This window comes from Kribbella sp. NPDC048837 (assembly GCF_055586945.1).
The window spans coordinates 1,517,001-1,538,051 of sequence record NZ_JBVJHF010000001.1; the positions used below are offsets into that span (position 1 = coordinate 1,517,001).

The window sequence follows — 21,051 nt, forward strand, 5'->3', positions numbered from 1 at the left end:
GCGTACCACCGTACACCGCTGCTACCGTCGCCGGTCAATACGTATTGGGTGGCACGCCGGGCCGCCCAGCGGTCAAGGGAGGCAGACCATGACAGGCATCCATTCACCTGGCGGCGGGATCGCTCGCCGGACCCTGCTGAAGGCCGGGGCAGGCGGGCTCGGGCTGGCAGCGCTGGCCGATCTGGCCGCGTGCGGCAACAGTGGCGGCGGCTCGTCGTCGAAGACGCTCAAGATGCTGTACTTCGGCGAGCAGGCCCAGGCGACCCAGCTGCAGAACCGGCTGCAGCCGCAGATCAGCAAGCTGGACTCCACCATCACGTTCGAGATCTCCGCGATCAACGGCACCGACTGGAACGACTTCCTCGCCAAGGTGCTCACCCAGATCGCGGCCGGTACCCCACCGGACATCATCAGCGTCGCCACCGAGGGCCTGCAGTTGATGGCGTCGAAGGAACTGGCGATCCCGCTCGACGACTACGTCACCAAGGACCTCGGCGCGCTGAAGAGCTACTTCGCCGACATCCACCCGGCGCTGATCGAGTCGATGATGTACCAGGGGCACCTGTGGGAGCTGCCGGACAGCTTCAACGCCGGGAACATGTTCTACAGCACGGGCCTGTTCCAGCGGGCCGGGGTCGCGCCGCCGAGCGAGGACTGGACGCTCGAGGACTTCGAGTCGGCCGCGACGAAGATCGCCAAGTTCAAGGGCATCAACGCCTTCGGCTGGGTCGTCCGGCTGTGGGGAAGCTGGACATCGTTCATGTACGCCAACAACGCCAATCTCCTGGAGGAGGGCAAGTACGACGGCGGCGACTGGCTGTGGAACAAGGCGTACGCCGGCAACCCCGCCGCGGTGGGCCGTAAGGGTGGCTGGAAGTGGGGTGCACCTACCGCCAACTCCGAGGGCACCGTCGAGGCGCTCGACTATATGATCCAGCTGACCAAGAAGGGATTGTCGCCGTCGCCCGACGTCGGTGGGGGCGGCACGCTCCAGGGTCTGTTCGCCTCGAACCGGATCGGCATGTCGATCGGTGGCGGGTTCTGGGCCGGCGGCCTGACCAACGCGGGGATGAAGAACGGCAGCTTCGACGTCACGATGTTCCCGAAGTGGAAGAGCCAACGGCACCTGTTCGGTGCGGGCGGCTACGCCATCTTCAAGTCCTCGAAGAAGAAGGATCTCGCCTGGGAGGTCCTGAAACTGCTGGTAGAGCCGGAGTCGTTCGATCTGGTCTTCCCCGGAAACGTGACCACCCCTGGCCGCAAGTCCCTGGTGACGGCCGAGCGGTACGCGAAGACCGGCCCGAAGCACTGGTCGGTGTTCTACGACACGCTGACCAAGCACCCCGAGACGGCGCCGATCCCGGCGCCGCCGTACTACAACGCCCTCGCAACGGCGCTCAACCAGCGGACCACCGAGGCGATCTCCTCCGGCAACGCCAAGGCCGCCCTGGACGGACTGCAGGCCGACCTCGAGAAGGCCGCGGAGACGAGCTGATGTCCGCCGCCACCGCAGAGGTACAGGCCGCCATCACGAAGCGGCACGGGCATCCCTCCGCGCATCGGGAGGCCCCGTTCGGCTTCGCGATGATCGGACTGTCGGTGCTGTTCGTCGCAGTGTTCACAGCCATCCCCATCGTCGCCTCGCTGGGGTTGTCGTTCTTCTCCTGGGACGTCATCTCGCAACCGCAGTTCGTCGGACTGAAGAACTACCAGCGCCTGTTCTCCGACGGACCGGTGCTCAAGTCCTTCGGCGTGACGCTCGGGATGTCGCTCGCCATCGTCGTACTCCAGCTGACCATCGGCCTCGGGCTGGCGGTCCTGGTCAACCAACGCGAACTGGTGTGGGTGCGAACCCTCTTCCGGACCGCGTTCTACCTGCCCCTGCTGGCGTCGACAGCCGCCGTGTCGATCTTCATGGGTTACCTGTTCGACTACAAGTTCGGGGTCGTCAACTACTACCTCGGGCTGCTCGGGATCTCGAACGTGCCCTGGCTGACCAGCGGGCTCGGCGCGGCCACCACCATCGTGCTGATCACCGTCTGGCAGCAGGCCGGGTTCACGTTCGTCCTCTTCGTCGCCGCCTTGATGTCGGTGCCCACGGATGTCCTCGAGGCCGCGCAGATCGACGGCGCCGGGGCCGTGCGTACCCTGTTCCGGATCAAGGTCCCGCTCATCAGTCCGACCATCCTGTTCGCCGCGGTGGTTGCCCTGATCAACGCGATGCAACTGTTCGACCAGCCGTACATCATGACCAAGGGCGGCCCGGGCTCGGCGACCACGACGGTGACGATCGCCATGTACCAGAAGGGGTTCCAGAACCTGCAGTTCGGGTACGGCTCGGCGATCGCCATCATCCTGCTGGCGGCGATCCTGGCCATCACGGGGTTGCAGTTCCTCGCGGCACGGAAGTTGGTGTTCTATCAATGAGCACAATGCACCAGACCGGGATGATCGCCCGGACCGGAAGGATCGCGGGCATCGCGGTACTGATCGTCGCGGCGATGATTGCCCTCGGCCCGCTCCTCTGGACGGTGACCACGTCGTTGCGTACGCCGGCCGAGGCGTTCAGCAACCCACCGCAGTGGATCCCGCTGCACCCGGACTTCTCCAACTACAGCGCGGTGTTCGACCGGATCCCGATCGGCCGGTTCTTCGTCAACAGTGTGCTGGTCACCGGGCTGATCGTGATCGGCCAGACCATCACCTGCACGCTGTCCGGCTACGCCTTCGCGATGATCAGCTTCCCCGGCCGCTCAGTGATCTTCGCGATCTTCCTCGCAACCATGATGGTCCCGCTGCAGACGATCATCATCCCGGTGTTCGTGATCATCCGGTACCTCGGACTCTCGGACAGTCCGATGTCCTTGGTGGTGTCGGCGCTGGGCAGCGCGTTCGGCACGTTCCTGATGCGGCAGTACTTCCTCCAGATGCCCAAGGAACTGGGCGAAGCGGCCCGCATCGACGGCGCGAGCCACTTCCAGACCTTCCTGCTGATCTACGCCAAGATGGCAGGCCCGGCGATCGCCACCCTCGCGATCCTGAACTTCTCCGGCTTCTGGGCGGAGTTCTACCGCCCGCTGATCTTCCTACAGACCCAGGACAACTTCACGTTGCCACTCGGGCTGGTCGGCCTGCAGGGGAACCTGGGCACCGGATCGATCTCGGTGGTGCTGGCCGGCGTGATCCTCGCCATCCTGCCGAGCGTCGTGCTGTTCATCGTCGCGCAGAGGTACTTCATCGCAGGCATCACGGCAGGAGCATCACGGTGACCCGAACCCAGTCCGCGCCCCGGATCGCCCGTACGGCGGCACACCACCGCCCCGGCTACCACCTCCGGCCGCCCCGCGGATATGTCAACGACCCGAACGGTCCGATCGAGACAGGTCAGCTGGCTCACCTGTACTTCCAGTCACGCCCGACGCTCGATCTGGACGTGCCCGTCGAATGGGGGCACGCGACCTCCACCGACTACGTGCGCTGGACCCTGCACCGGCCCGCGATGGCCCCGGTGCCCGACGGGCCGGACCGCGACGGCTGCTGGTCCGGCAACACCGTCCGGGACGGTGACCGGATCCATGCCTTCTACTCAGGCCTGATCAAGGGCCGGCCCTACCAGTCCGTGATCACCGCAGTCTCCGACGACGGCGGCAGCACGTTCGGTCGTCCCCACCAGGTGATCCCCGACCCGTTGCCTTCCGAGCAGGCGATCATGTTCCGCGACCCGTTCGTCTGGCATGAGGACCAGGCGTGGTGGATGGCCGTCGGCGTCGGGTACGCCGATCGCGGAGCGAGCATCCGGCTGTACCGATCGGCCGACCTGCGAGACTGGACAGACCAGGGTGCACTCGCAGAACTTCCTCGAAGCCACGCGGGTGGCGAAGACACCGGAGCTGCCTGGGAATGTCCTCAGGTACTCACCCTCGACGGTCGCCGGATCGCCGTCGTGTCGTCCTGGTCACCCGAAGGTGGTCCGAACAAGGTGTTGTCGTTCGACGTCGAGACGCCGACGAGTCTGCAGCGTGTCGACTGCGGGACCAACTTCTATGCGGCGTCGGCATTGCGCGACAGCCGATTCGGGTCGCTGCTGTTCGGATGGCTGACCGAAGGACGTGACCAGCCGGAGTGGACCGACGGGTGGGCCGGCGTCATCTCACTCCCCCGAGTCGTCTGGCTCGGCGAGGACAGCTCACTCCGCAGCGCACCGGTCCCGACCGTCGACACCCTGCGCACCGGCTCCGGATCAGCCGCCGACGGCGTCTCGACAGGCCCGCAGTGCGAGATCGTGGTACCGGAAGGATCGGGCCGGGTCGTCGTTCACTTCGACGACCACGAACGTCTCGAGATCGAACTGGACGCGGCGGCCGGCACCCTCACGATCGACCGCAGCGAGGCCGGCGTCGACCCAGAGACCCACGAAGGACGAATGCAGGCAACCACCGCCTTCGATCAGGCCTCGGCCCGCCCGGCAGCCCGGATCTTCATCGACGGCTCGGTGGTCGAGGTCTTCACCAGCGCCGGCCGCGTACTCAGCACCCGAATCTATCCGACCCGACCTCACTGGAGGATCGAAGCCCCGCTCAACGCCCGTTACTGGCCACTCGCCCCTTGACCCCACCCCATGCCGCGCCGATCCCCGGGCCGGCCACGGCCTTCGCGACCTGCTGCCGTGAGCATCGCCGCCACCGTTGGGTGCGGTGAAGTAGATCGTCATCAGCTCACGATGCTGTGTGTCGCGAGCTGATCCCACTGACGAGATCGACAGTCGTCACACACGACAAAACTGGTCGTGGAGCGCCATCCCGTCCATGTCGCGGCAGCCCAGATACGTACTGTGGCAAGTGACAGCGTGGCTGTGGGACGGTTGGGGGAGTGTCGCCAAGGGGAAGGACCGTCGATGAGCGAGCCGGCTGCGATGGATGAAGTCGCCAAACAGCGAGTCCATGGCGCGCTGATTGCTCAGGCCGAGGCCGAGCTCCGGTCGTCGCGCGCGAGCGTCGCAGGACAGGAGTCCGCTGCAGACCTTGACCCAGACTCGTCGTACTCAGTTGACGACCAGTCCCAGTCCGACGAAGCAAGTGAGCTGGGGAGGCTGTTCGAGGGGGTCGAGGAGCGGCAAAGAGACACCCTGACCCGGATCGAGGATCTCGACTTCGGAGTCAAGACCGCCGTAGCTCCAGGAGCGCTCGTCGGCTTCGGTGGCTCTCGTTATGTTGTCGGTGTCGTGGCCGCGGCGTTCGAGTGCGACGGTGTCACCTACGAAGGGATCTCGCCCGATTCACCGCTATACGCGTCGCTCGAGGGTCTGCGAGTCGGTGACACGTTCACCTTCGACGGTCACGAACACCGCGTCGACTTTCTCGCCTGACACGCTGTTCGAACGCTGAAGACGCTCAGAGCAGCAGGGCCTTGACTTCCTGATCGAGCAGGTCTGGTTCGTGCTGGCGACGCTGATGGTGGTTGAGCTGACGCGCAGCACCAGCGCTCCCCCACGGCTGCCGTCTCACCACGGGCACGACCCGGCCATGGTTAGAGCGCCCCTCACGGTGCCATGCCTCCAGCTCACGCTTAGAGAGCCAGCTATCGCTACCCCGCCTCGCTGAATTCCTGCTCGAGCAGGTCTGCGTCTCCCGCCGGCAAATCGGTCTCCAACCTTCCATTCCCTGTGCGCCCACCAAGCTTAGGAGCCGGTCGAGGTGGCGTGCTCCCGTCGGCGGCCCTGCAGAGCGCCGACCTCCAAGCGGTCATCTGGACGATGATCGTGAGGAGTTCGCAATCATTCTCGAGACGCTCTCCAGGCAGCCATACCATTGCCTCGTTGGAGAACACCGGGCGGAGACGCCGTCCTCGATTGCGATGGCGCGACCACAGTCCTCCGCCTCCTCGAACTCAGTCCGGCTCCCGCGATGGCACCCGACGAGCAAGCAGCTGACGATGACCGACCGGACCGTTGCCCCGCTAAGGTGAAGCACGTCGTGATACCGGAAGTCGTCATCGATTCGGGATCAGCGGGTTCGGGGTTCGAGTCCCTGGCGGCGCACAACAGCCCAGGTCACGATAGTGCCCTGGGCTTCTTCGTGTCTGCTGCGTCCCTTTACGTCCCTCTTTGGCCCGAGCAGCGTCGACTGCCGCGTCGCGGCCTCTCGTTAAGCGGTCGAACCATCTTCATCTGATCGTGACTGTGCGTCACATCACATCGTTTCGCACCATTCTCACCTTCGCGGAGTCTCCACCGGACCAGGCGTTGAGCAGCCGACCATCACAAAGGTTGGAGGCCTGACAGGTCGAGGCCACCACCGCCCGTCGGAACCTGGGGAAGCATCTCCCGCGTCGAGAGGACCGACGCGAAGGGCAGGCCGATCCGCTACTTGTCGAAGCCAACTTCCGCGACCACGACGGCTACGTCCGCGACGTGACCGCGTTCGGCAAGAACAAATCAGCCGCGGAGCACGCCCTACTCAAGAAACTCCAGGACCGCGCCAAGACCAACCAGTCCGGCGAACTCACCGCGACGCACAAAATCAACCACCTCCTCGACCTGTGGGAGAAAGATTCGAGGGCCTGGTCGTCGACGGCAAACGGTCCCGGACATCGCTGGACACCTACCGACGATCCCTTAAGAACCATGTCCGCCCCGCGCTCGGCGAACTCCGCATTGGCGAAGGCAGCACGCCACGCATCGACACCGTCCTCACCAAGATCAAAACCACCGCCGGCGCCGCCACCGCCAGGACCTGCCGCGCCATCATCTCCGGCGCCATGAAACTCGCCGTCCGCTACGGCGCCCTCACCGTCAACCCCGTCCGCGAAGTCGACGCCATCGAAGCCGCACCCAAGAACCCACCCCGCGCCCTCACCGGCGAAGAGGTCACCCTCCTCCGCAAAAGCCTCGCCGCCGACGAACGGGCGTCCAAGCCGACCTTCCCGACCTGACCACCTTCATGCTCGGCACCGGCGTCCGCATCGGCGAAGCCCTCGCCGTCCTCTGGTCCCAAGTCGACCCCGAAGCAGGCACAGTCGAAATCACCCACACCATCGCCCGCATCAAGGCCGAACGTCTCATCCGCAAAAGTACCAAGACTAAGGCCGGCGAACGCGTCCTCCACCTACCCAACTGGGCCATCGCGATGCTCCGCAGCCGTCACGCCGCCGGCATCCGCCTCGACGACCCGTCTTCGCCGACACCCTCGGCGGCTACCGCGCCCCCTCCAACACCCGCCGCGCCCTCCGCACCGCCCTCTCCCCCGTCGGAAGCACCGCCCGCCGGGACCCAGGCCTCAGCCTGCGAGCCCTCCGCCGCGAAGCCGGCATGACCCGCAAACAGGTCGCCGACGGCCTGCAGTGGCCCCAGACCAGGATCGAACTCATCGAGACCGGCCGCATCAAGGTCGACCACGAGCTGGTCGCCACACTCGTGGCGGTGTACGGCGTCAGACTCGACCATCTGCAGAGCTTGCTCGCCCAAGTCCACGACGCCACCCAACCCGCCGAATCCGACAAGCTCACCTGGATCCGCTCCCACGCCCTCCGCAAAACCACCGCCACCGCCCTGGTCCAGGCCGGCCACACCGCCCGCCAAATGGCCGACCAACTAGGCCAAGCCAAGGTCTCCATCACCCAAGACATCTACCTAGCCCGCCAATCCGCCAACCCAGCCGCCGCCCAGGCCCTCTAGCAAGCTTTCGAGAACCCCGGCCTGCTCTGAATTGCGGCTGGAGTCCGAGGCCAGCGCCTCTGCCGCTACGCCGCCAGCTCGGGACTTCCGGTCGTCTCCTCCATCTCGATCGACGACCACCGCCCCAAGATCCACCGGGGCGGCCGCTCGGGCTCGGCCCGCGTGCTGACGGTGGACCAGGTCGCGCGATGCTCGCCCCGTCCGCGACGTCCCGCGACGTCCGGTATTTGAGCTGCTTTCACCGACGCCGCTATGCGTGTCCGGTGTCTGCAGCGCGAACGACGCCGACCGCCACTACGTCGGGGGCCGGACCTGGCCGCCGGCACTCTGAAGGGCGGGAAGGCCGAGCTCATGCCGCTCCACCCCGGGGTCAACGAACTCGTCGAGCGTCTACCTCCCGACCCGGCCTGTCTGGACCGGACCAGGGCCAGCTTCACTGACTATCGATGACACCGGCACCGGCTCGACCCCCACGACTGTTGACCAGTCAGCCCGTCGTTCGACTCCACGGTGTTCACCTCCAGCTCACCGAATGCCACGATCACCATCCCCGCATGAGCCCATGCAACACGCGCCCGGCGCGGCAGATCATGCTGTTCGCCGAGCATAGGGCGGATCCTCTCAGGCCAGCCGCGCGAACACTCGCACGTGCCGCGGACAGCGAAGCGCGACTACGCCGATGTCGACGCCGGCTCGCCAGGCCCAGGTTGATATAACGAGGCAAGTATGGTCATCCGGGCCTGCTGCACGAGTAGGTGACAGTTTCGGTCACGCAGCCCATCCGGCAGGTGGGATCATGATTGCTTCGTACTCGATGGGGGTCAGGCCGAGGGCGGCTTGGCGTCTGCGGGACCGGGCCCATCGATCCCGCGAGGCGGGTGGCGAGCGAAAGCACACCCGAACTTCCTGGACGAAAAGGTCGTCGCCAGCTCCGGGTCGCTCATTCAGTGGTCCAGTGACCGCAGATCGTCGATGCTTTCCTCGAGCAACTGGGCCGACGTGCCCAGCCGTGCCCCTATCCCGGTGTTGAGGGACTGGGTATCCATGTGGGCTGTAGTGCGAGCGGTGTCCACCGGCAGGGCGCCGAACGAAACCGGCAACAGCACAACCGTCCCTTGCACGGTCAGGAGCCGCAGTCCGAATAGGCGGGCGACCAGCGAGGTGCGGACGACGGCGCCGCCGGCGAGCGTGCTAGTTCCGGCTGTTCTCATCCAGATAGCTGTCGAGTCCGTTGCTGCCCGCTCGGGAAGGCTTGCCGCGTTCACGGCGAGCCTCGTCGAGCCGCTGCGACGCGGTCTGGAGCGCTTCGACAATCTGAACATAGCGTTCCCGTCCCGCCTTGGCCCCGAGCACGTACCCCACGCCGAACACTGCCAGACTGCGCAGCTTCATTTCTTGGCCTTCTCCCGCCGCGAGGAGACCACAGCGCTCGCCGCGCTCACACCCAGCGCCGCCGCAGCCGCGGCGAGGCTGTTGCGCACAGCACCACGGCGCATCGCGTTCGTCGTGCCGCTCGCAATCTGCTCGACGATCCGCTCGGTCCGGCTCTTCCTGTGCAACAGTCCCATGATCGTCTCCAGTCCTCGTTATCGCCGCTTCGATCCGGTTGAGCGTTTGAGGGCGGTCACCAGTTCGGTCTTGCTCATCGCTGACCTGCCCTTGACGTCCTCGGCCATGGCAAGGTTCAGCAGGTCCGTCTTGGTCATCTCGGTGAGATCGGCCGCGCTCTGATTCCGCCCGTTGCGATTCGGTCCGTTGTGCTTGCGTTGCGCGGCAGCGCGGGACCGGACCTGTTCCGCCTCGCGGACGCGTTCGTCGGCGCTCTTGGCCTCGCGATCGGCGTTCGCGGCAAGCTGCGCAGCCTGTCGGTGGGCTTCCTCAGCAGCGGCCTTCGTCGCCTCGGTGGCCTCATCGGCCAGCCGCCTGGCCTCTGCCAGGCTGGCGGTCGCGTCGGCCATCGACTGCTTCGCCTTCGACTGCGCCTCCTCGGCCTCCTCACGGGCCTTCGCGACCCGGTCGTCCGCCTCCGCCTTCGCCCGTTGCACCATCTTGTCGGCGTCGGCCTGCGCCGAGGCTCGGGCCCGCTCGACGCGCGCATCGGCCTCGCGACGCGCCTCGGCGACCTTGTCGCCGACCTCCTCGGCCTGCTCCCGCTCGACGTCACGGATGTACGCCCGGCACCGTTCGGCGACGTGACGCGCCTCGTCGCTGCGCGCCTTCGCCTCGTCGGCCGCGCGTACTGCCTCTTCCTCCGCCTGCTGGGCCTCGTCGGCCGCAGCCCTGGCTCGCTGAAGCCTGAGTTCGATCGAGTCGCCCACGGGCAACACATCCATGACAGATGCCCCCGCGTGGCGAGCGATGTCCATGAGGCCGCTGCCCGCGGTCTGAGTCGCGCTACCGGCGGCGTCCTTCGTCGCTTCCAACGGCGTCAACGCCTTTGACAGCAGCCAAGTCGTGTTCCGGGGTAGCTCCTTGACCCCCGTACCCCAGGCCTTCACCAACTTGCCCGCAGCGCTTGTTTTGGCCATGTCGCTGCCTCCCTGATCTGATCGTCGCGACCACATACCAGGCCCCCAGCCGCTCCGCCGGTACCCGGCGACCCGACGCACAAACTGGCACAGCGACAAATCGACCCACCGTGGTCGGAAGACAACGCATCCGGTGTCTCGTCCAGATCGATTGCCCTGCCAGGGCCCCGGAGCCGTTCCCGAACAGGCAGCGGACATCACTCTCGGTGACGCCGTCCCTCCTGGTGAGCTCCCAGCCGGGAAACGGTACGTCAGCTGTCTCCGTCGCAGCCTTAGCTGCGTGGGTTCTTCGGGAGGAACAGATACCGGCTCACCGAAACGCGTCGACCTCAGTCTGTGGTGGTCGTGTTGGCGACGATCGTCACACCCGAGAACGCGCCCGGCCGGTCTGTGGTCCGCAGGCCAGTTCGTCGACCAGGCGCGAGCTGAGCCAGGTCCACACTTAGGCGAGGTTGGGCGACACCCTCATGTGGACTGGTGCGGACGGGTCTGCGGCAACTCTGAATCTCTCGCCTGTACATACCCGTGACGCCGGCACGGATTGGCACGCGCACCTCCCGGGGCCATCAAGACTAGAACATGTGTTCGAGGAAGCGGTAATCTGAAAACATGCTTGGCCGGTCTACTGTGCGCCCGTCCGACGACGGATCGAACAGGTTCGGCGTCTGGGACGGAGCGGTCAACGGGTGGCGTGCGATCGGTATCGACGACGAAACGGAGGCCCATCGGGTAGCCGGCGATCTCGATGTCCAGTACGACGCTCACGGTCCGCGACCGGCCGACGCCGTCCGCAAGATCGACCCGGCCCAGCCGGTCCAGCGGGCCGAGTGGACCACCGGCGAGCTCGACGTCTGGATCCGCGACAACGGCGAATGGCTCGGCCGCTTCTGCGACAAGGACGGCCGCGTCGCCTGGATCCCCCGGCACCGATCTCAGGCCCCCTACCAAGTAGGAATGTCGAACTAGCACTCGAGCCACCGCACCGATCGATAACTTGCGCATTCCAGCTGTCCTCAGCAGAGCAGTGTGGCGGCTTTCAATCCGGCCGTCGCTACGACGCGGGCTCGCCGACGCTCCTTACCACCAGAACCGCAAGCCTGCGGACCCTCCGCCCAGTTGAGTGAACCGGACCGTGACCGCCAGGCGCTCCGAGTACTGTCCGGATGCCTTCACTCCGCAGCCCCGGCAGAGCATCCTCCGGCCGGTCCTCAGGTCGGCCCCGGATGTGGGCATGCCGCAGCGAACGACTGTGGGGTCGCTTTGGCAGGCGATGAGCGGCCGGTCACCGAGCGCTGATGTCCTCGATTGGCCGCCGGACCTTTCGCGCTGACCTCGTTGGTGCTGCGGCGGTCAGGGGCCTATCGTCTCCCGCTATCGCCGCCGCCTGGGCGCCAGTGGCCGCCCGGATCAGGAAGCTCGTGGTCGACCACGGTCGAGGAGGCTGGCCGTGCGTGCGGTGGCGTCGTCGATGCCCCCGGGGAGCCATGTCCGCCGCTGCTTGTCAGCATGATGGAGGTCGTCGTGCTCGGAGCGACAGCCGCTCGACGAAACTTTCCGCCGGCCGGGCACGCTGGTGCGGGCCACCATCACCTACGACGAGCAGAGATAGCAGGAACGGCCCCGGAAGGGCCGTTCCTGTCTGAACTGCGATTGCAGAGCGGTCAGCGCGTCGCTGCATCGTGACACCATCGGTCCAAGGCAGTCCCGTGCAAGTGCCTAGCTCGGGTCTGTCGTGTGTTCAGTGGTGCGCCGAGGTGTTCCGGCCGGTCATCGTGGATGCGATGACGACCAGGATGGCCGAGATCGCGATCGCGACGAGCCAGCGCACCCAGTCGATGCCCGGGCTGCCGTTGCCGCCGAACGCGGTGTAGACGAACCATCCGATGATCACTCCGCCGATTCCGCACAGGATGGTGAGCCAGATCGGGATGTTGTCCTTGTCGCCCGGCGCGACGAACTTTCCGAGCACGCCGATGATGATGCCGGCGACGATGACTCCGATGATCTCCATGGTTCCGTTCCCCTTGTAGCTCCGAATCGCCGAGGTCATCTGACCGCAGCTATCAGCCGGTGCCCAAGCCACAAACCCGGCGTCGCAGGTCTTGGTCGGGTAGGGGTGGTTCGGTCGAGACCCGCACGAGCAGACGCCGGCGCCACCGACGGTCCGTGCCGAGCCTGGGCCTCACGGCCAATCCGACGGGACTGCTTACAGCGCAGGACCGTGGTCGAGCGGCTCCACATCGGCGGCCAGTAAGGCGTTGGGCCGGCGTTGTCGTCTTCGGCGGCTGCTGTAGTCAGCCAAAGGTCGTGTGAGCAGGAGATCGTCGTGCAAGCGCTGTCGGCCATCCTTGGACCTCGACAATGTGCTCGGCGAGCAGCAGTTCGACCGCCCACACGCGTGGGAAGACGCGCGACAGGTCGTCCAGGAATCCGATCGCAGCTCGTTGTCCATCCGCACGGTCTGTCAGTACGACGATTGCCGAGTCGGTGGCGACATACCGGCTGAGGATCCGTGCCTGCTCGGCGGACAGCAGAGAGCCGCACAAGGGAATCCCAGCCCATCTACCCATTGTGAGTCGACTGAGCCTCTCGATCGCGACCGCGTCCAACGGGTCGTTCACCAGCACTGGCACTGCGCCCTCCAACAGGAGGTCCAACTGTTCGGCAACACCGACAAGACTGTTCGACCGGCGGTGCACCTGCGTAGCAGGCGAGGTCGCATAGTACGGCGACGTCGAGGCGCGGACACCGACGAACCCGACAGTCTGCAACTCGTCGTTCCGTGCCGTGAAGATCACCTGATCACGAAACCGATCAACGGTTAGTCCCTCTGGGTTCAGAAGTCCCAGTCCGGCGTTCCGCACGCTTTCGAGGTTGAAACCTCGCGCTCTCAGATGATCCACTAGCCGCGACCCGGCGTCCGGGGCATATCCAACTGACCATGCCGAACTTGGGTCCAGAAGCTCGCCCGCGCCCGCACGCATCAGGTGGTCGCGCGCCCAGCCCTTCTTTGCCTGAAGCAACTCTCGGCGGAAGAACCTCGCCGCGGCCCGATTCACCTCGAGCAACCGGCGGCGCTCGGCAATCGTCGGAACGGAATTCCGATCAGGCGGTCGCCGGTTCTCGTGTCATCTTCATGACCTCGACAGTCGCCTCACCACCCAGAGATCAGAACCCGGGTCCGAAGATCCAGGACTCCGACCGACTTAGCGCCGAGGATCACCAAAGGCAAGCAAGGGAACGTCGTACAGGTTCGGCTGGCGTGGTCGCGAGAAGGCCGGTGCGGTCACCTCGACCAGATACATCTCGGTGAGGAACTAGATCCTCGCACCGAGGAGGTGACTGGTGTGGGCAGTCGCCGAATGGGCCTTGAGACCGACCGAGACATGGATGTGGGGCAGGACAGTGCCTGCCTCCTCGTCGTATGCGAGGGTGCCGCCGCCCACCGCCTCCACGTTCTCGAGGTGGACGGTGCTCCAGACCGGTGCGTCAGGTTGATCGAGGCCGCAAGGAGTGGGCCCCATCCAGGAGCGCTGAGGTGTAGTCGCGGGTACTGGAACCTAACTGCACCATCTCTGAGGAGTGTCATGCCCCCGAAACCCAAAGCTTCCCGTGCGCCTCGTCGGTCGAGTGCAGCGCCGGCCGCACCCGCCCAGCAGCCCGAGGGGCGCCCGGTTGACGCGGCCGAGGGCCGGCTGCAGACCAGCTCCCTGCTGACCACCGCGCAAGGCGTCCGGCTCCCGGACACCGATCACTCCCTGAAGGCCGGCCCGCGGGGGCCGAGTCTGATGGACGACTTCCATCTGCGCGAGAAGATCACCCACTTCGACCACGAGCGGATTCCGGAGCGGGTGGTGCACGCACGCGGCGCGGCCGCACACGGCACGTTCGTTGCGTATGGCAACGCCGACTCGGCGACCAAGGCCGGTTTCCTCCAGCGTGGCCGTGAGACGCCCGTCTTCGTTCGGTTCTCCACCGTCCTCGGTTCGCGCGGCTCGGCGGACACGGTTCGCGACGTCCGTGGGTTCGCCGTGAAGTTCTACACCGACGAAGGCAACTTCGATCTGGTCGGCAACAACATGCCGGTCTTCTTCATCCAGGACGGGATCAAGTTCCCTGACATCATCCACGCGGGCAAGCCACAGCCGGACCGCGAGATCCCGCAGGCACAGACCGCGCACGACACGTTCTGGGACTTCGTCTCGCTGCACACCGAGGCAACGCACCACGTGATGTGGGCGATGTCGGATCGGGGCATTCCTCGCTCGTTCCGCACAATGGAGGGCTTCGGCGTCCACACCTTCCGACTCGTGAACGCCGACGACGAGACCTGTCTGGTCAAGTTCCACTGGAAGCCGGTGGCTGGCATTCACTCGCTGGTCTGGGAGGAAGCCCAGATCGCGGCCGGGGCCGATCCCGACTTCCACCGGCGCGACCTCGCCGACGGCATCGACGCCGGCGCACCGCTTGAGTTCGAGCTCGGCCTGCAGATCATGCCCGACTCCGACGACCAGACCTTCGAGGGCATCGATCTGCTCGACCCGACGAAGATCGTGCCCGAGGAGCTCTGCGAGGTACAGCCGGTCGGCAAGCTCACCCTCGACCGGAACCCGACGAACTACTTTGCCGAGACCGAGCAGGTCGCGTTCCACACCGGGAACCTGGTGCCCGGGATCGAGGTGACCGACGACCCGCTGATGCAGGCCCGTCTGTTCTCCTACCTCGATACCCAGTTGACCCGCCTCGGTGGACCCAACTTCACCCAGTTGCCGATCAACTGTCCGCACGCCGCGGTGAACGACAACGTCCGCGACGGGATGCACCAGACCGCAGTTCACCGCGGCGTCGCGCCGTACCTGCCGAACAGCCTCGGGCAGGAGGGCGAGCCAGTGCCGGCCGAGGTGGATGAGGGCGCGTTCGTCCACGTTCCGCGGGAGGTCAGCGGACCCAAGGTGCGGGCGAATCCGGCGTCGTTCGCCGACCACTTCTCCCAGGCCACGCTGTTCTGGGCGAGCATGACCGCGATCGAGCGCGTCCACATCATCGAGGCTTTCACCTTCGAGCTCAGCAAGTGCTACGAGCAACCGATCCGAGAGCGGATGCTCGGCGTCCTCGCGAACGTTGACGCCGACCTGTGTACGGCGGTCGCGGCCGGGCTCGGTCTGCCCACACCGAAGGGCACCCCGGCCACCGATCCGGTACCCTCCCCCGCGCTGTCTCAGATCGTCACCACCCCCGGTCCGATCGCCGGCCGCGTGATCGGAGTGGTCGCGGCCGACGGAGCCGACCTCGCCGGCATCACCAAGCTCCGCCGTGCCGTCGAGGCCCAACGCGCCGTACTGCGCCTGCTCGCACCATCCGGCGGCACGATCAAACGCGGCCGCTCGACCCAGACCGTCGATCGCACCTTCCTCACCACCCGCTCGATCGAATACGACGCCGTTGTCGTTGCCGCAGGCAACCCTTCGCTGCAGGACATCAAGCTCGCCGTCCTGCTCGGCGAACTCTTCCGCCACTCCAAGGTCATCGGCGCCTGGGGCGACGGTACCAAGGTCCTCACCGCAGCGGGCATCGACACCACCGCCCCCGGCATCGTCCTCGCCGACGCGGTCGCCAAGCCCTACACCACCGAACTCTTCGCCGCCGTCGGCCTCCACCGAGCCTGGGACCGCACAAGATAGCCCACCAGCCTCGACGGTAGTGCCAAAGACCGCTGAGACCCCGAGCCGGCGGCGACATACGCGGCCTTCGCTGCCTTCACCGCTTGGCGCACGTTCTTCCGCGCAGCCGACTTCTGCTTCTCGGTGGCCATGCCCGCCCGGTTGCCGCCACCCCGTCAGCCAACCGAGGCGAACTGCGACGGCCCGGTCGTGGCGATCTTCGGTGGTCAACCGGACGTAGAGCGTCCGGAACCGCTCCTACGATGAAGGCGAACTTCCGGTGCTGACGAGAAGGACGGAGGGACCGTGGCCGGTTACGTGGTTGCGCATCTGGACGCGATCGAGGAATTCGACGACGCGGGCTGTCACTATCGGCCGATCCGGCACCACCTGGGCATCACGGCGTTCGGTGTGGCTGATTGGACGGCGCACGCCGCGGGCGACCTCGTCATCAATGAACATGACGAGGACGAGCCCACCGCCGACCAGGAGCTCTTTCTCGTCCTGCGCGGCCACGCCGTGTTCGAGATTGACGGTGACCGGGTCGACGCCCCGGCCGGAACTCTCGTCTCCGCCCCTCCACGCACCAAGCGATCCGCCTCCGCCAAGCAGGCAGGGACAACTGTCATCGCACTCGAAGGCACGCCAGGGCGGCCGTACGACGCACGCGGGTGGGAGTTGTGGGCTCCGCTTGCCCCGCTCTATCAAGCCGGCAGGTACGCCGAGGTCGCCCACCGCCTCGGCGATCTTGTCGCAGCCAGTCCGCAGTACCCATGTTGTTCTTCAACCTCGCCTGCTGCGAGAGCCGCTGCGGCAGGACCAGTAACGCGCTCGATCACCTCCGGCACGCGATCAATATGTCAGCGGAGTTCCGCGCATCCGCACGGACCGACTCCGACCTGGACCCGATCCGCAACGAACCCGCATTCCCGCAACTGATCAACGGATAACCCTCAGCGCACTCAGCTGAGGGCGTTGAGAAGCGCTTGCGAGAAGGCGGGCAGGTCGTCTGGATTCCGGCTAGTGATCAAGTTCTCGTCGGTGGCGACCTCCTGATCGACCCACGTCGCCCCGGGGTTCCGCAGTTCGGTCTGCAGGCTCGCTCGGCCATGAGGTCAACCTGCGTCCACGCACCACGTCAGCCTCGACCAACGTCAACGGGGCGTGACAGGTCGCCGCCACCGGTTTGCCGGAGACGACGAAATCCTTCGCTGTCGCCTGCCGGAAGGCTCCATCACGTTCCCGGGATGCGGGCCGATCTCGTCGCGAGACAGGCCACCAGTCTTCATCAGCGGAGTGAGCAGGGCGTCGAAGACCGCGGGTAGACGGCGAAACCCGAACAAGGTAAGGCGATTGGCCACCCCAACGGAGGTCGAGCGCGAGGGCCGGTCAGCCAGGCTCACGATGCGCTGTGCGACCTTTTCCGGTGGGTCGATCGGCGGCGGTGGCCGGCCGACATGGCCGGCGTAGTTCGCGGCCTGCGCGTAGGCGGGAGTGTTGACCGAGCCTGGCCAGACGAGTGCGACCTCGATTCCCGGCTCCGAGCGGACCTCGATCTGCCAGCAGCGCGTCAGGCCGTGAATCGCCCACTTGCTGGTCACGTAAGAGCTCAGGTACGGCGTCGCGATCTTCCCGAGCAAGGAGCCGCCCAGCCCTGCAAGTGCCGGTGCAATGGAAGTCCTGCTGCGCTACGGCAGCCCGGAGCAGAAGAAGCGACGCCGATCAACGTGCCGCCGCCATGGCTCCGGAATCCACGCAGTGCCGAGCGTCCGACGTTCGCAGTGCCATGGACATTGATGGCGAGGACATGGTCGAAGATGACACCGGGAACGTCTTCGAACCGTCCGTAAGCCAGCACCGCGGCAGCGTGCACGACGACGTTAACACGCCCGAATCGCCGCTCGGCTGCCTCCAGCAACCCGTCGACTTGATCGGCGTGAGCGACGTCGGTCGGAACCGCCAGCACCTCGCCGTCATCGACCGTGCAGAGACCTTCGGCGACGGCGAGGCTGTCCGCCGAGCGTGCCGCCAGCACCAACTGGGCTCCCTGTCTGGCGAACGCGCGTGCCGTCGCGAGCCCAATGCCACTCGACGCCCCGGTCACCACGACGACGCGGGTCACGGCGTCAGCAGCACCTTCACGGCCCCGTCCTGCTTCTTCTGGAACATCTCGTACGCCGCGGGGCCATCCGACAACGGGAGCCGGTGGGTGGCGAAGTCATCGACGCCGAGAGGATCCTCGTCGATCAGCAGTGGCAGGATGTCGTTCACCCAGCGACGCACATTGCCCTGCCCCATCCGCAACTGGATCTGCTTGTCGAACATCGTCATCATCGGCAGCGGATCAGCCGCCCCGCCGTACACACCACTCAACGAGATCGTGCCGCCACGACGAACCATGTCGATCGCCAGATAGAACGCCGCCAGCCGGTCGACACCCACCGTCTCCATCATCTTCTCGGCCAACCCATTCGGCAGCAGCCCGACGAGCGTGTGCGCCGCGTGAGCCTTCGGAGATCCATGCGCCTCCATGCCGACCGCATCGATCACAGAGTCCGGACCGCGGCCATCGGTCAGGTCACGCACCTGGTCAGCGACCTGATCGGAGTACCCGGAAATCTCGACGCCGCGCGACTGGGCCCGGCTCAGCCGCTCGGGGACCAGATCGATACCGATCACTCGGTGGCCGCGATGCAAGCCGATCCTCGTAGCCATGTCGCCGATCGGACCCAGACCGATGACGGCCAACGTCCCGCCGTCGGGCACAGCGGCGTACTCGACCGCTTGCCAGGCCGTCGGCAGCACGTCCGACAGGAAGACAAAGCGATCATCGGCCGTCCCCGCAGGTACAACGATCGGGCCGTACTGCGCCTGCGGCACGCGGAGATACTCCGCCTGTCCGCCGGGAACCTGCCCATAGAGCCGCGTGTAGCCGAAGAGGGCAGCTCCCATTCCCTCCTCGCGCACCTGGGTCGTCTCGCACTGCGACTGCAAACCGCGGTCGCACATGAAGCACTGACCGCAAGCGATCCCGAAGGGAATGACCACCCGGTCCCCCGCCTTCAGGTTCGTCACCTTCGTGCCGGCCTCGACCACGATGCCCATCGGCTCATGCCCCAGCACGTCACCGGCTTCCAGATAGGGCCCCATCACCTCGTACAGGTGCAAGTCCGATCCGCAGATCCCGGTGGAGGTGACCTCGATGATCGCGTCCGTCGGTTCCTTGATCACCGGGTCCGGCACGTCGGAGTACTCGATCTTGCGTTTCCCCTGCCAGGTCAATGCCTTCATACCGGCCGCCGGTACCCGCATCACCGGTCACCAACCGGCCGCGGGTTGGTGATGGGTACAGGTTGGGCATGAGTGAGAACGAGCGCCTGATCCACGCCTCCGTCGAGGATGTATTCGCTGTACTCACCGACGGCTGGAGCTACGCCTCCTGGGTGGTCGGCGCCTCCCGGATCCGCGACGTGGAACCCGGCTGGCCCCAACCCGGCCGCAGCATCCACCACTCCGTCGGCGTCTGGCCGTTACTCCTCAACGACACCACAACAGTCGCGCAGTACGAGCACCTGCGATTCCTCCAGTTGAAGGTCCGCGCGTGGCCAACTGGCGAGGGAATCGTCGAGTTCGTGGCTACCGAGCAAGGTGGCCAGTGCCACCTCACCATGCGCGAACACATGTCGAAGGGGCCAGCCACCCTGATTCCGGAGCCTGTGGCCAACACCGTCCTACATCGGCGCAACGCAGAGACACTCGACCGCCTCGCCTTATTGGCCGAGGGCCGAAGGATCGAAGCTGCCTGATTGTCGACCTGAGAAGCCGCTAGGTCAGGAGAGGACTGCGCGGGCCTGGACTGCCATTGCCAGGTCTTCCCGGGCCTCGACCACGCAAGCGGCGACACCACTGTCCGGTGCGCTGATCACCGCCGCGGACGATTCGTTGGCTTCGGCATCGATGACTACACCGAGCCATTCGAGCCGACGTATGACCGCTGCCCGCAACGGGGCAGAGTGCTCGCCCACACCACCGGTGAAAGCGATTGCGTCGACGCCGCCCAGCGCGGCCACCATTCGGGCGATGTCGCCGACCAGCCTGTGCAGATAGACCTCGTAGGCCAGCCTGCAATCAGGATCACCCGTTCTCCACTCCGATCAGGATCTCTCGCAGATCTCCCGACCGTTCGCTCAACCCGAGCAGCCCGGAGCGGTGTTCGAGCGACTCGCCGATCTCCTTGGCGCTGAGCCCACCCGAGGTCTGCAGCCACAGCAACAACCCCGGGTCAACTGAACCGGAACGGGTCGCCATCACCAGTCCATCCAGTGGCGTGAAGCCCATCGTCGTGTCCACCGATCGGCCGTCTGCGATAGCACACAACGATGCGCCCGCTCCCAGGTGCACACTCACGAGTCGCGGCACCGCCCGCCCGAGGATCCGCGGCACCTGGCCGGCGACGTACGCATGGGACAAGCCATGAAAACCGATCTTCCGCAGTCCGAACCGCTTCCGCCAACCGGCCGGCAATGCATAGGTGGCCGAAGCGACAGGAATCGAGCTGTTCGTTCGTATACGGGGCTCGCGAGCTGTGCGGTCGTGGCACACTCGCTTGCAGGCTGTCGAGTGCCGTGACGGGCTTCGCCGTGCGAGGTTCCTCGTCCAACTGTTTGAGACGGACCCAAGTTGCTTCCAGACCCATCACCAGGTCCTCGCGCACCGGCATAGAGGAATCAAGGGGAGGTATCCGCAGCACCTGTACGCTGTCGATTGCCTGCCTGCACACAGCCAGCGAGACAGATCCCGGGGCCTCGTAAACGTTGAGGTATCGAACGGCGAGGACGCCGGCTTCGCGGATCCGCGATTGAGTGAGCTTGGCTGCGTCGGCATGGTTCTCGTCGCGGTAGTTGGGCTCGAGCGTGACGTCCGGGTTGAGGGCAACCCGGTACAGGAAGAACTGGCTGGCCGCATCGCCTTCATTGCGCATCCGGCGGAGCATGCACTCGATCGCCGATTCGTAGGTTTCGATGTGCAACGCCTCGTCGGCATGCCGCTCACGCTCCTGCCTTCTGGCCTCCGCCGACAGCACGTGAGCGAACCGGCCGAAGTCCAGCGGCGGTCGCTGCGAGAGGGGCCAGCCGTCCACGGTGCTGGTGTGGTACCAAGCCAGCCGGACCGCGGTGTGGTCATCCAGCGA

The 21,051-nt window shown here is 66.0% G+C and carries 25 protein-coding genes and 1 pseudogene; 11 read left to right on the forward strand and 15 right to left on the reverse strand.

The genetic code is table 11. The features are described 5' to 3' along the window. Window positions 1–88 precede the first annotated feature (88 nt). The 5 genes from ACZ6O0_RS06980 (at window position 89) to ACZ6O0_RS07000 (ending at window position 5,365) form a co-directional block, all read left to right on the forward strand. Window positions 89–1,495, forward strand: coding sequence for an ABC transporter substrate-binding protein (locus tag ACZ6O0_RS06980; RefSeq protein WP_465763881.1), 1,407 nt, complete (start codon window positions 89–91; stop codon window positions 1,493–1,495). Beyond that, window positions 1,495–2,427, forward strand: coding sequence for a carbohydrate ABC transporter permease (locus ACZ6O0_RS06985; RefSeq protein ID WP_465763882.1), 933 nt, complete (start codon window positions 1,495–1,497; stop codon window positions 2,425–2,427). Before ACZ6O0_RS06980 ends, ACZ6O0_RS06985 begins: the two co-directional genes overlap by 1 nt. Then, window positions 2,424–3,269 carry a carbohydrate ABC transporter permease gene (locus ACZ6O0_RS06990; protein ID WP_465763883.1) on the forward strand — a complete coding sequence of 282 codons (846 nt, stop codon included), beginning with the start codon at window positions 2,424–2,426 and terminating at the stop codon, window positions 3,267–3,269. The genes ACZ6O0_RS06985 and ACZ6O0_RS06990 overlap by 4 nt, the downstream gene beginning before the upstream one ends. Beyond that, on the forward strand, window positions 3,266–4,609 hold the full coding sequence (locus tag ACZ6O0_RS06995) for a glycoside hydrolase family 32 protein (protein WP_465763884.1): 1,344 nt from the start codon (window positions 3,266–3,268) through the stop codon (window positions 4,607–4,609). The genes ACZ6O0_RS06990 and ACZ6O0_RS06995 overlap by 4 nt, the downstream gene beginning before the upstream one ends. Window positions 4,610–4,894: 285 nt before the next feature. Continuing rightward, window positions 4,895–5,365 (forward strand): hypothetical protein, encoded by a 471-nt coding sequence (locus tag ACZ6O0_RS07000; RefSeq protein ID WP_465763885.1) that lies wholly within the window; start codon window positions 4,895–4,897, stop codon window positions 5,363–5,365. 376 nt (window positions 5,366–5,741) lie between these two features. Here the strand turns inward: ACZ6O0_RS07000 and ACZ6O0_RS07005 are convergent, their stop codons facing one another. After that, complete coding sequence (locus ACZ6O0_RS07005) at window positions 5,742–5,996, reverse strand: hypothetical protein (protein WP_465764073.1); 255 nt, start codon at window positions 5,994–5,996, stop codon at window positions 5,742–5,744. A 541-nt stretch (window positions 5,997–6,537) separates the two neighbouring features. On the opposite strand from ACZ6O0_RS07005, the gene ACZ6O0_RS07010 reads away from it, so the two are divergent. Next, the gene (locus ACZ6O0_RS07010) at window positions 6,538–6,930 is read left to right on the forward strand and encodes a phage integrase central domain-containing protein (protein ID WP_465763886.1); all 393 of its coding nucleotides are present in this window, start codon (window positions 6,538–6,540) and stop codon (window positions 6,928–6,930) included. Between the two features lie 349 nt (window positions 6,931–7,279). Continuing rightward, window positions 7,280–7,672: a helix-turn-helix domain-containing protein gene (locus ACZ6O0_RS07015; RefSeq protein ID WP_465764074.1), complete on the forward strand. Its 393-nt coding sequence runs from the start codon at window positions 7,280–7,282 to the stop codon at window positions 7,670–7,672. Between the two features lie 944 nt (window positions 7,673–8,616). Here the strand turns inward: ACZ6O0_RS07015 and ACZ6O0_RS07020 are convergent. The 4 genes from ACZ6O0_RS07020 to ACZ6O0_RS07035 are packed head-to-tail and all read right to left on the reverse strand — an operon-like array spanning window position 8,617 to window position 10,095. Next, complete coding sequence (locus tag ACZ6O0_RS07020) at window positions 8,617–8,883, reverse strand: hypothetical protein (protein WP_465763887.1); 267 nt, start codon at window positions 8,881–8,883, stop codon at window positions 8,617–8,619. Then, the gene (locus ACZ6O0_RS07025) at window positions 8,864–9,064 is read right to left on the reverse strand and encodes a hypothetical protein (protein ID WP_465763888.1); all 201 of its coding nucleotides are present in this window, start codon (window positions 9,062–9,064) and stop codon (window positions 8,864–8,866) included. Before ACZ6O0_RS07025 ends, ACZ6O0_RS07020 begins: the two co-directional genes overlap by 20 nt. Beyond that, a complete protein-coding gene (locus ACZ6O0_RS07030; RefSeq protein WP_465763889.1) occupies window positions 9,061–9,240 on the reverse strand; it encodes a hypothetical protein in 180 nt (59 codons plus the stop codon). Before ACZ6O0_RS07030 ends, ACZ6O0_RS07025 begins: the two co-directional genes overlap by 4 nt. Window positions 9,241–9,258: 18 nt before the next feature. After that, entirely contained in the window at window positions 9,259–10,095 is an 837-nt protein-coding gene (locus ACZ6O0_RS07035) for a hypothetical protein (RefSeq protein ID WP_465763890.1), read from the reverse strand. A 714-nt stretch (window positions 10,096–10,809) separates the two neighbouring features. Here ACZ6O0_RS07035 and ACZ6O0_RS07040 point away from each other — a divergent pair. Continuing rightward, the gene (locus ACZ6O0_RS07040; protein WP_465763891.1) at window positions 10,810–11,166 is read left to right on the forward strand and encodes a hypothetical protein; all 357 of its coding nucleotides are present in this window, start codon (window positions 10,810–10,812) and stop codon (window positions 11,164–11,166) included. A 772-nt stretch (window positions 11,167–11,938) separates the two neighbouring features. Here the strand turns inward: ACZ6O0_RS07040 and ACZ6O0_RS07045 are convergent. Next, on the reverse strand, window positions 11,939–12,250 hold the full coding sequence (locus ACZ6O0_RS07045) for a GlsB/YeaQ/YmgE family stress response membrane protein (RefSeq protein WP_465763892.1): 312 nt from the start codon (window positions 12,248–12,250) through the stop codon (window positions 11,939–11,941). Window positions 12,251–12,494: 244 nt separating this feature from the next. Then, entirely contained in the window at window positions 12,495–13,259 is a 765-nt protein-coding gene (locus tag ACZ6O0_RS07050) for a hypothetical protein (RefSeq protein WP_465764075.1), read from the reverse strand. A 528-nt stretch (window positions 13,260–13,787) separates the two neighbouring features. Between ACZ6O0_RS07050 and ACZ6O0_RS07055 the strand changes: the two genes are divergently transcribed. Continuing rightward, a complete protein-coding gene (locus ACZ6O0_RS07055) occupies window positions 13,788–15,881 on the forward strand; it encodes a catalase (RefSeq protein WP_465763893.1) in 2,094 nt (697 codons plus the stop codon). Between the two features lie 237 nt (window positions 15,882–16,118). Here the strand turns inward: ACZ6O0_RS07055 and ACZ6O0_RS07060 are convergent, their stop codons facing one another. Then, complete coding sequence (locus tag ACZ6O0_RS07060) at window positions 16,119–16,376, reverse strand: hypothetical protein (RefSeq protein ID WP_465763894.1); 258 nt, start codon at window positions 16,374–16,376, stop codon at window positions 16,119–16,121. Window positions 16,377–16,633: 257 nt separating this feature from the next. Here ACZ6O0_RS07060 and ACZ6O0_RS07065 point away from each other — a divergent pair, with 257 nt between their 5' ends. Further along, window positions 16,634–16,810 (forward strand): TPR end-of-group domain-containing protein, encoded by a 177-nt coding sequence (locus ACZ6O0_RS07065; protein WP_465763895.1) that lies wholly within the window; start codon window positions 16,634–16,636, stop codon window positions 16,808–16,810. 12 nt (window positions 16,811–16,822) lie between these two features. Here ACZ6O0_RS07065 and ACZ6O0_RS07070 read toward each other — a convergent pair. From ACZ6O0_RS07070 to ACZ6O0_RS07090, 5 genes and pseudogenes are all read right to left on the reverse strand, one after another. Next, window positions 16,823–16,900: pseudogene (locus ACZ6O0_RS07070) on the reverse strand (peptidase C56); the annotation flags it as partial. Beyond that, window positions 16,881–17,042 carry a DJ-1/PfpI family protein gene (locus ACZ6O0_RS07075; protein ID WP_465763896.1) on the reverse strand — a complete coding sequence of 54 codons (162 nt, stop codon included), beginning with the start codon at window positions 17,040–17,042 and terminating at the stop codon, window positions 16,881–16,883. The pseudogene ACZ6O0_RS07070 and the gene ACZ6O0_RS07075, both read right to left, overlap by 20 nt. Then, window positions 17,015–17,500, reverse strand: coding sequence for an SDR family NAD(P)-dependent oxidoreductase (locus tag ACZ6O0_RS07080; protein ID WP_465763897.1), 486 nt, complete (start codon window positions 17,498–17,500; stop codon window positions 17,015–17,017). Before ACZ6O0_RS07080 ends, ACZ6O0_RS07075 begins: the two co-directional genes overlap by 28 nt. Beyond that, complete coding sequence (locus tag ACZ6O0_RS07085) at window positions 17,470–17,982, reverse strand: SDR family NAD(P)-dependent oxidoreductase (protein WP_465763898.1); 513 nt, start codon at window positions 17,980–17,982, stop codon at window positions 17,470–17,472. The genes ACZ6O0_RS07080 and ACZ6O0_RS07085 overlap by 31 nt, the downstream gene beginning before the upstream one ends. Next, window positions 17,979–19,172: an alcohol dehydrogenase catalytic domain-containing protein gene (locus ACZ6O0_RS07090; protein ID WP_465763899.1), complete on the reverse strand. Its 1,194-nt coding sequence runs from the start codon at window positions 19,170–19,172 to the stop codon at window positions 17,979–17,981. Before ACZ6O0_RS07090 ends, ACZ6O0_RS07085 begins: the two co-directional genes overlap by 4 nt. A gap of 47 nt (window positions 19,173–19,219) precedes the next feature. Between ACZ6O0_RS07090 and ACZ6O0_RS07095 the strand changes: the two genes are divergently transcribed. Continuing rightward, window positions 19,220–19,666, forward strand: a complete 447-nt coding sequence (locus ACZ6O0_RS07095) for an SRPBCC family protein (RefSeq protein WP_465763900.1) — start codon at window positions 19,220–19,222, stop codon at window positions 19,664–19,666. 24 nt (window positions 19,667–19,690) lie between these two features. Here the strand turns inward: ACZ6O0_RS07095 and ACZ6O0_RS07100 are convergent, their stop codons facing one another. Continuing rightward, entirely contained in the window at window positions 19,691–19,981 is a 291-nt protein-coding gene (locus tag ACZ6O0_RS07100) for a hypothetical protein (protein WP_465764076.1), read from the reverse strand. A 13-nt stretch (window positions 19,982–19,994) separates the two neighbouring features. Next, window positions 19,995–20,462 carry a hypothetical protein gene (locus tag ACZ6O0_RS07105; RefSeq protein WP_465763901.1) on the reverse strand — a complete coding sequence of 156 codons (468 nt, stop codon included), beginning with the start codon at window positions 20,460–20,462 and terminating at the stop codon, window positions 19,995–19,997. Window positions 20,463–21,051: the final 589 nt, after the last annotated feature.

Excerpts from the sequence above, each read along its gene's own strand:
- ACZ6O0_RS07055 (WP_465763893.1), top strand. The coding sequence starts at position 13,788 with ATGCCCCCGAAACCCAAAGCTTCCCGTGCGCCTCGTCGGTCGAGTGCA.
- ACZ6O0_RS07025 (WP_465763888.1), bottom strand. The coding sequence starts at position 9,064 with ATGAAGCTGCGCAGTCTGGCAGTGTTCGGCGTGGGGTACGTGCTCGGG.
- ACZ6O0_RS07095 (WP_465763900.1), top strand. The coding sequence starts at position 19,220 with ATGAGTGAGAACGAGCGCCTGATCCACGCCTCCGTCGAGGATGTATTC.
- ACZ6O0_RS07020 (WP_465763887.1), bottom strand. The coding sequence starts at position 8,883 with ATGAGAACAGCCGGAACTAGCACGCTCGCCGGCGGCGCCGTCGTCCGC.
- ACZ6O0_RS06990 (WP_465763883.1), top strand. The coding sequence starts at position 2,424 with ATGAGCACAATGCACCAGACCGGGATGATCGCCCGGACCGGAAGGATC.
- ACZ6O0_RS06985 (WP_465763882.1), top strand. The coding sequence starts at position 1,495 with ATGTCCGCCGCCACCGCAGAGGTACAGGCCGCCATCACGAAGCGGCAC.
- ACZ6O0_RS07045 (WP_465763892.1), bottom strand. The coding sequence starts at position 12,250 with ATGACCTCGGCGATTCGGAGCTACAAGGGGAACGGAACCATGGAGATC.
- ACZ6O0_RS07040 (WP_465763891.1), top strand. The coding sequence starts at position 10,810 with ATGCTTGGCCGGTCTACTGTGCGCCCGTCCGACGACGGATCGAACAGG.
- ACZ6O0_RS07065 (WP_465763895.1), top strand. The coding sequence starts at position 16,634 with ATGTTGTTCTTCAACCTCGCCTGCTGCGAGAGCCGCTGCGGCAGGACC.
- ACZ6O0_RS07000 (WP_465763885.1), top strand. The coding sequence starts at position 4,895 with ATGAGCGAGCCGGCTGCGATGGATGAAGTCGCCAAACAGCGAGTCCAT.
- ACZ6O0_RS07030 (WP_465763889.1), bottom strand. The coding sequence starts at position 9,240 with ATGGGACTGTTGCACAGGAAGAGCCGGACCGAGCGGATCGTCGAGCAG.
- ACZ6O0_RS07090 (WP_465763899.1), bottom strand. The coding sequence starts at position 19,172 with ATGCGGGTACCGGCGGCCGGTATGAAGGCATTGACCTGGCAGGGGAAA.
- ACZ6O0_RS06980 (WP_465763881.1), top strand. The coding sequence starts at position 89 with ATGACAGGCATCCATTCACCTGGCGGCGGGATCGCTCGCCGGACCCTG.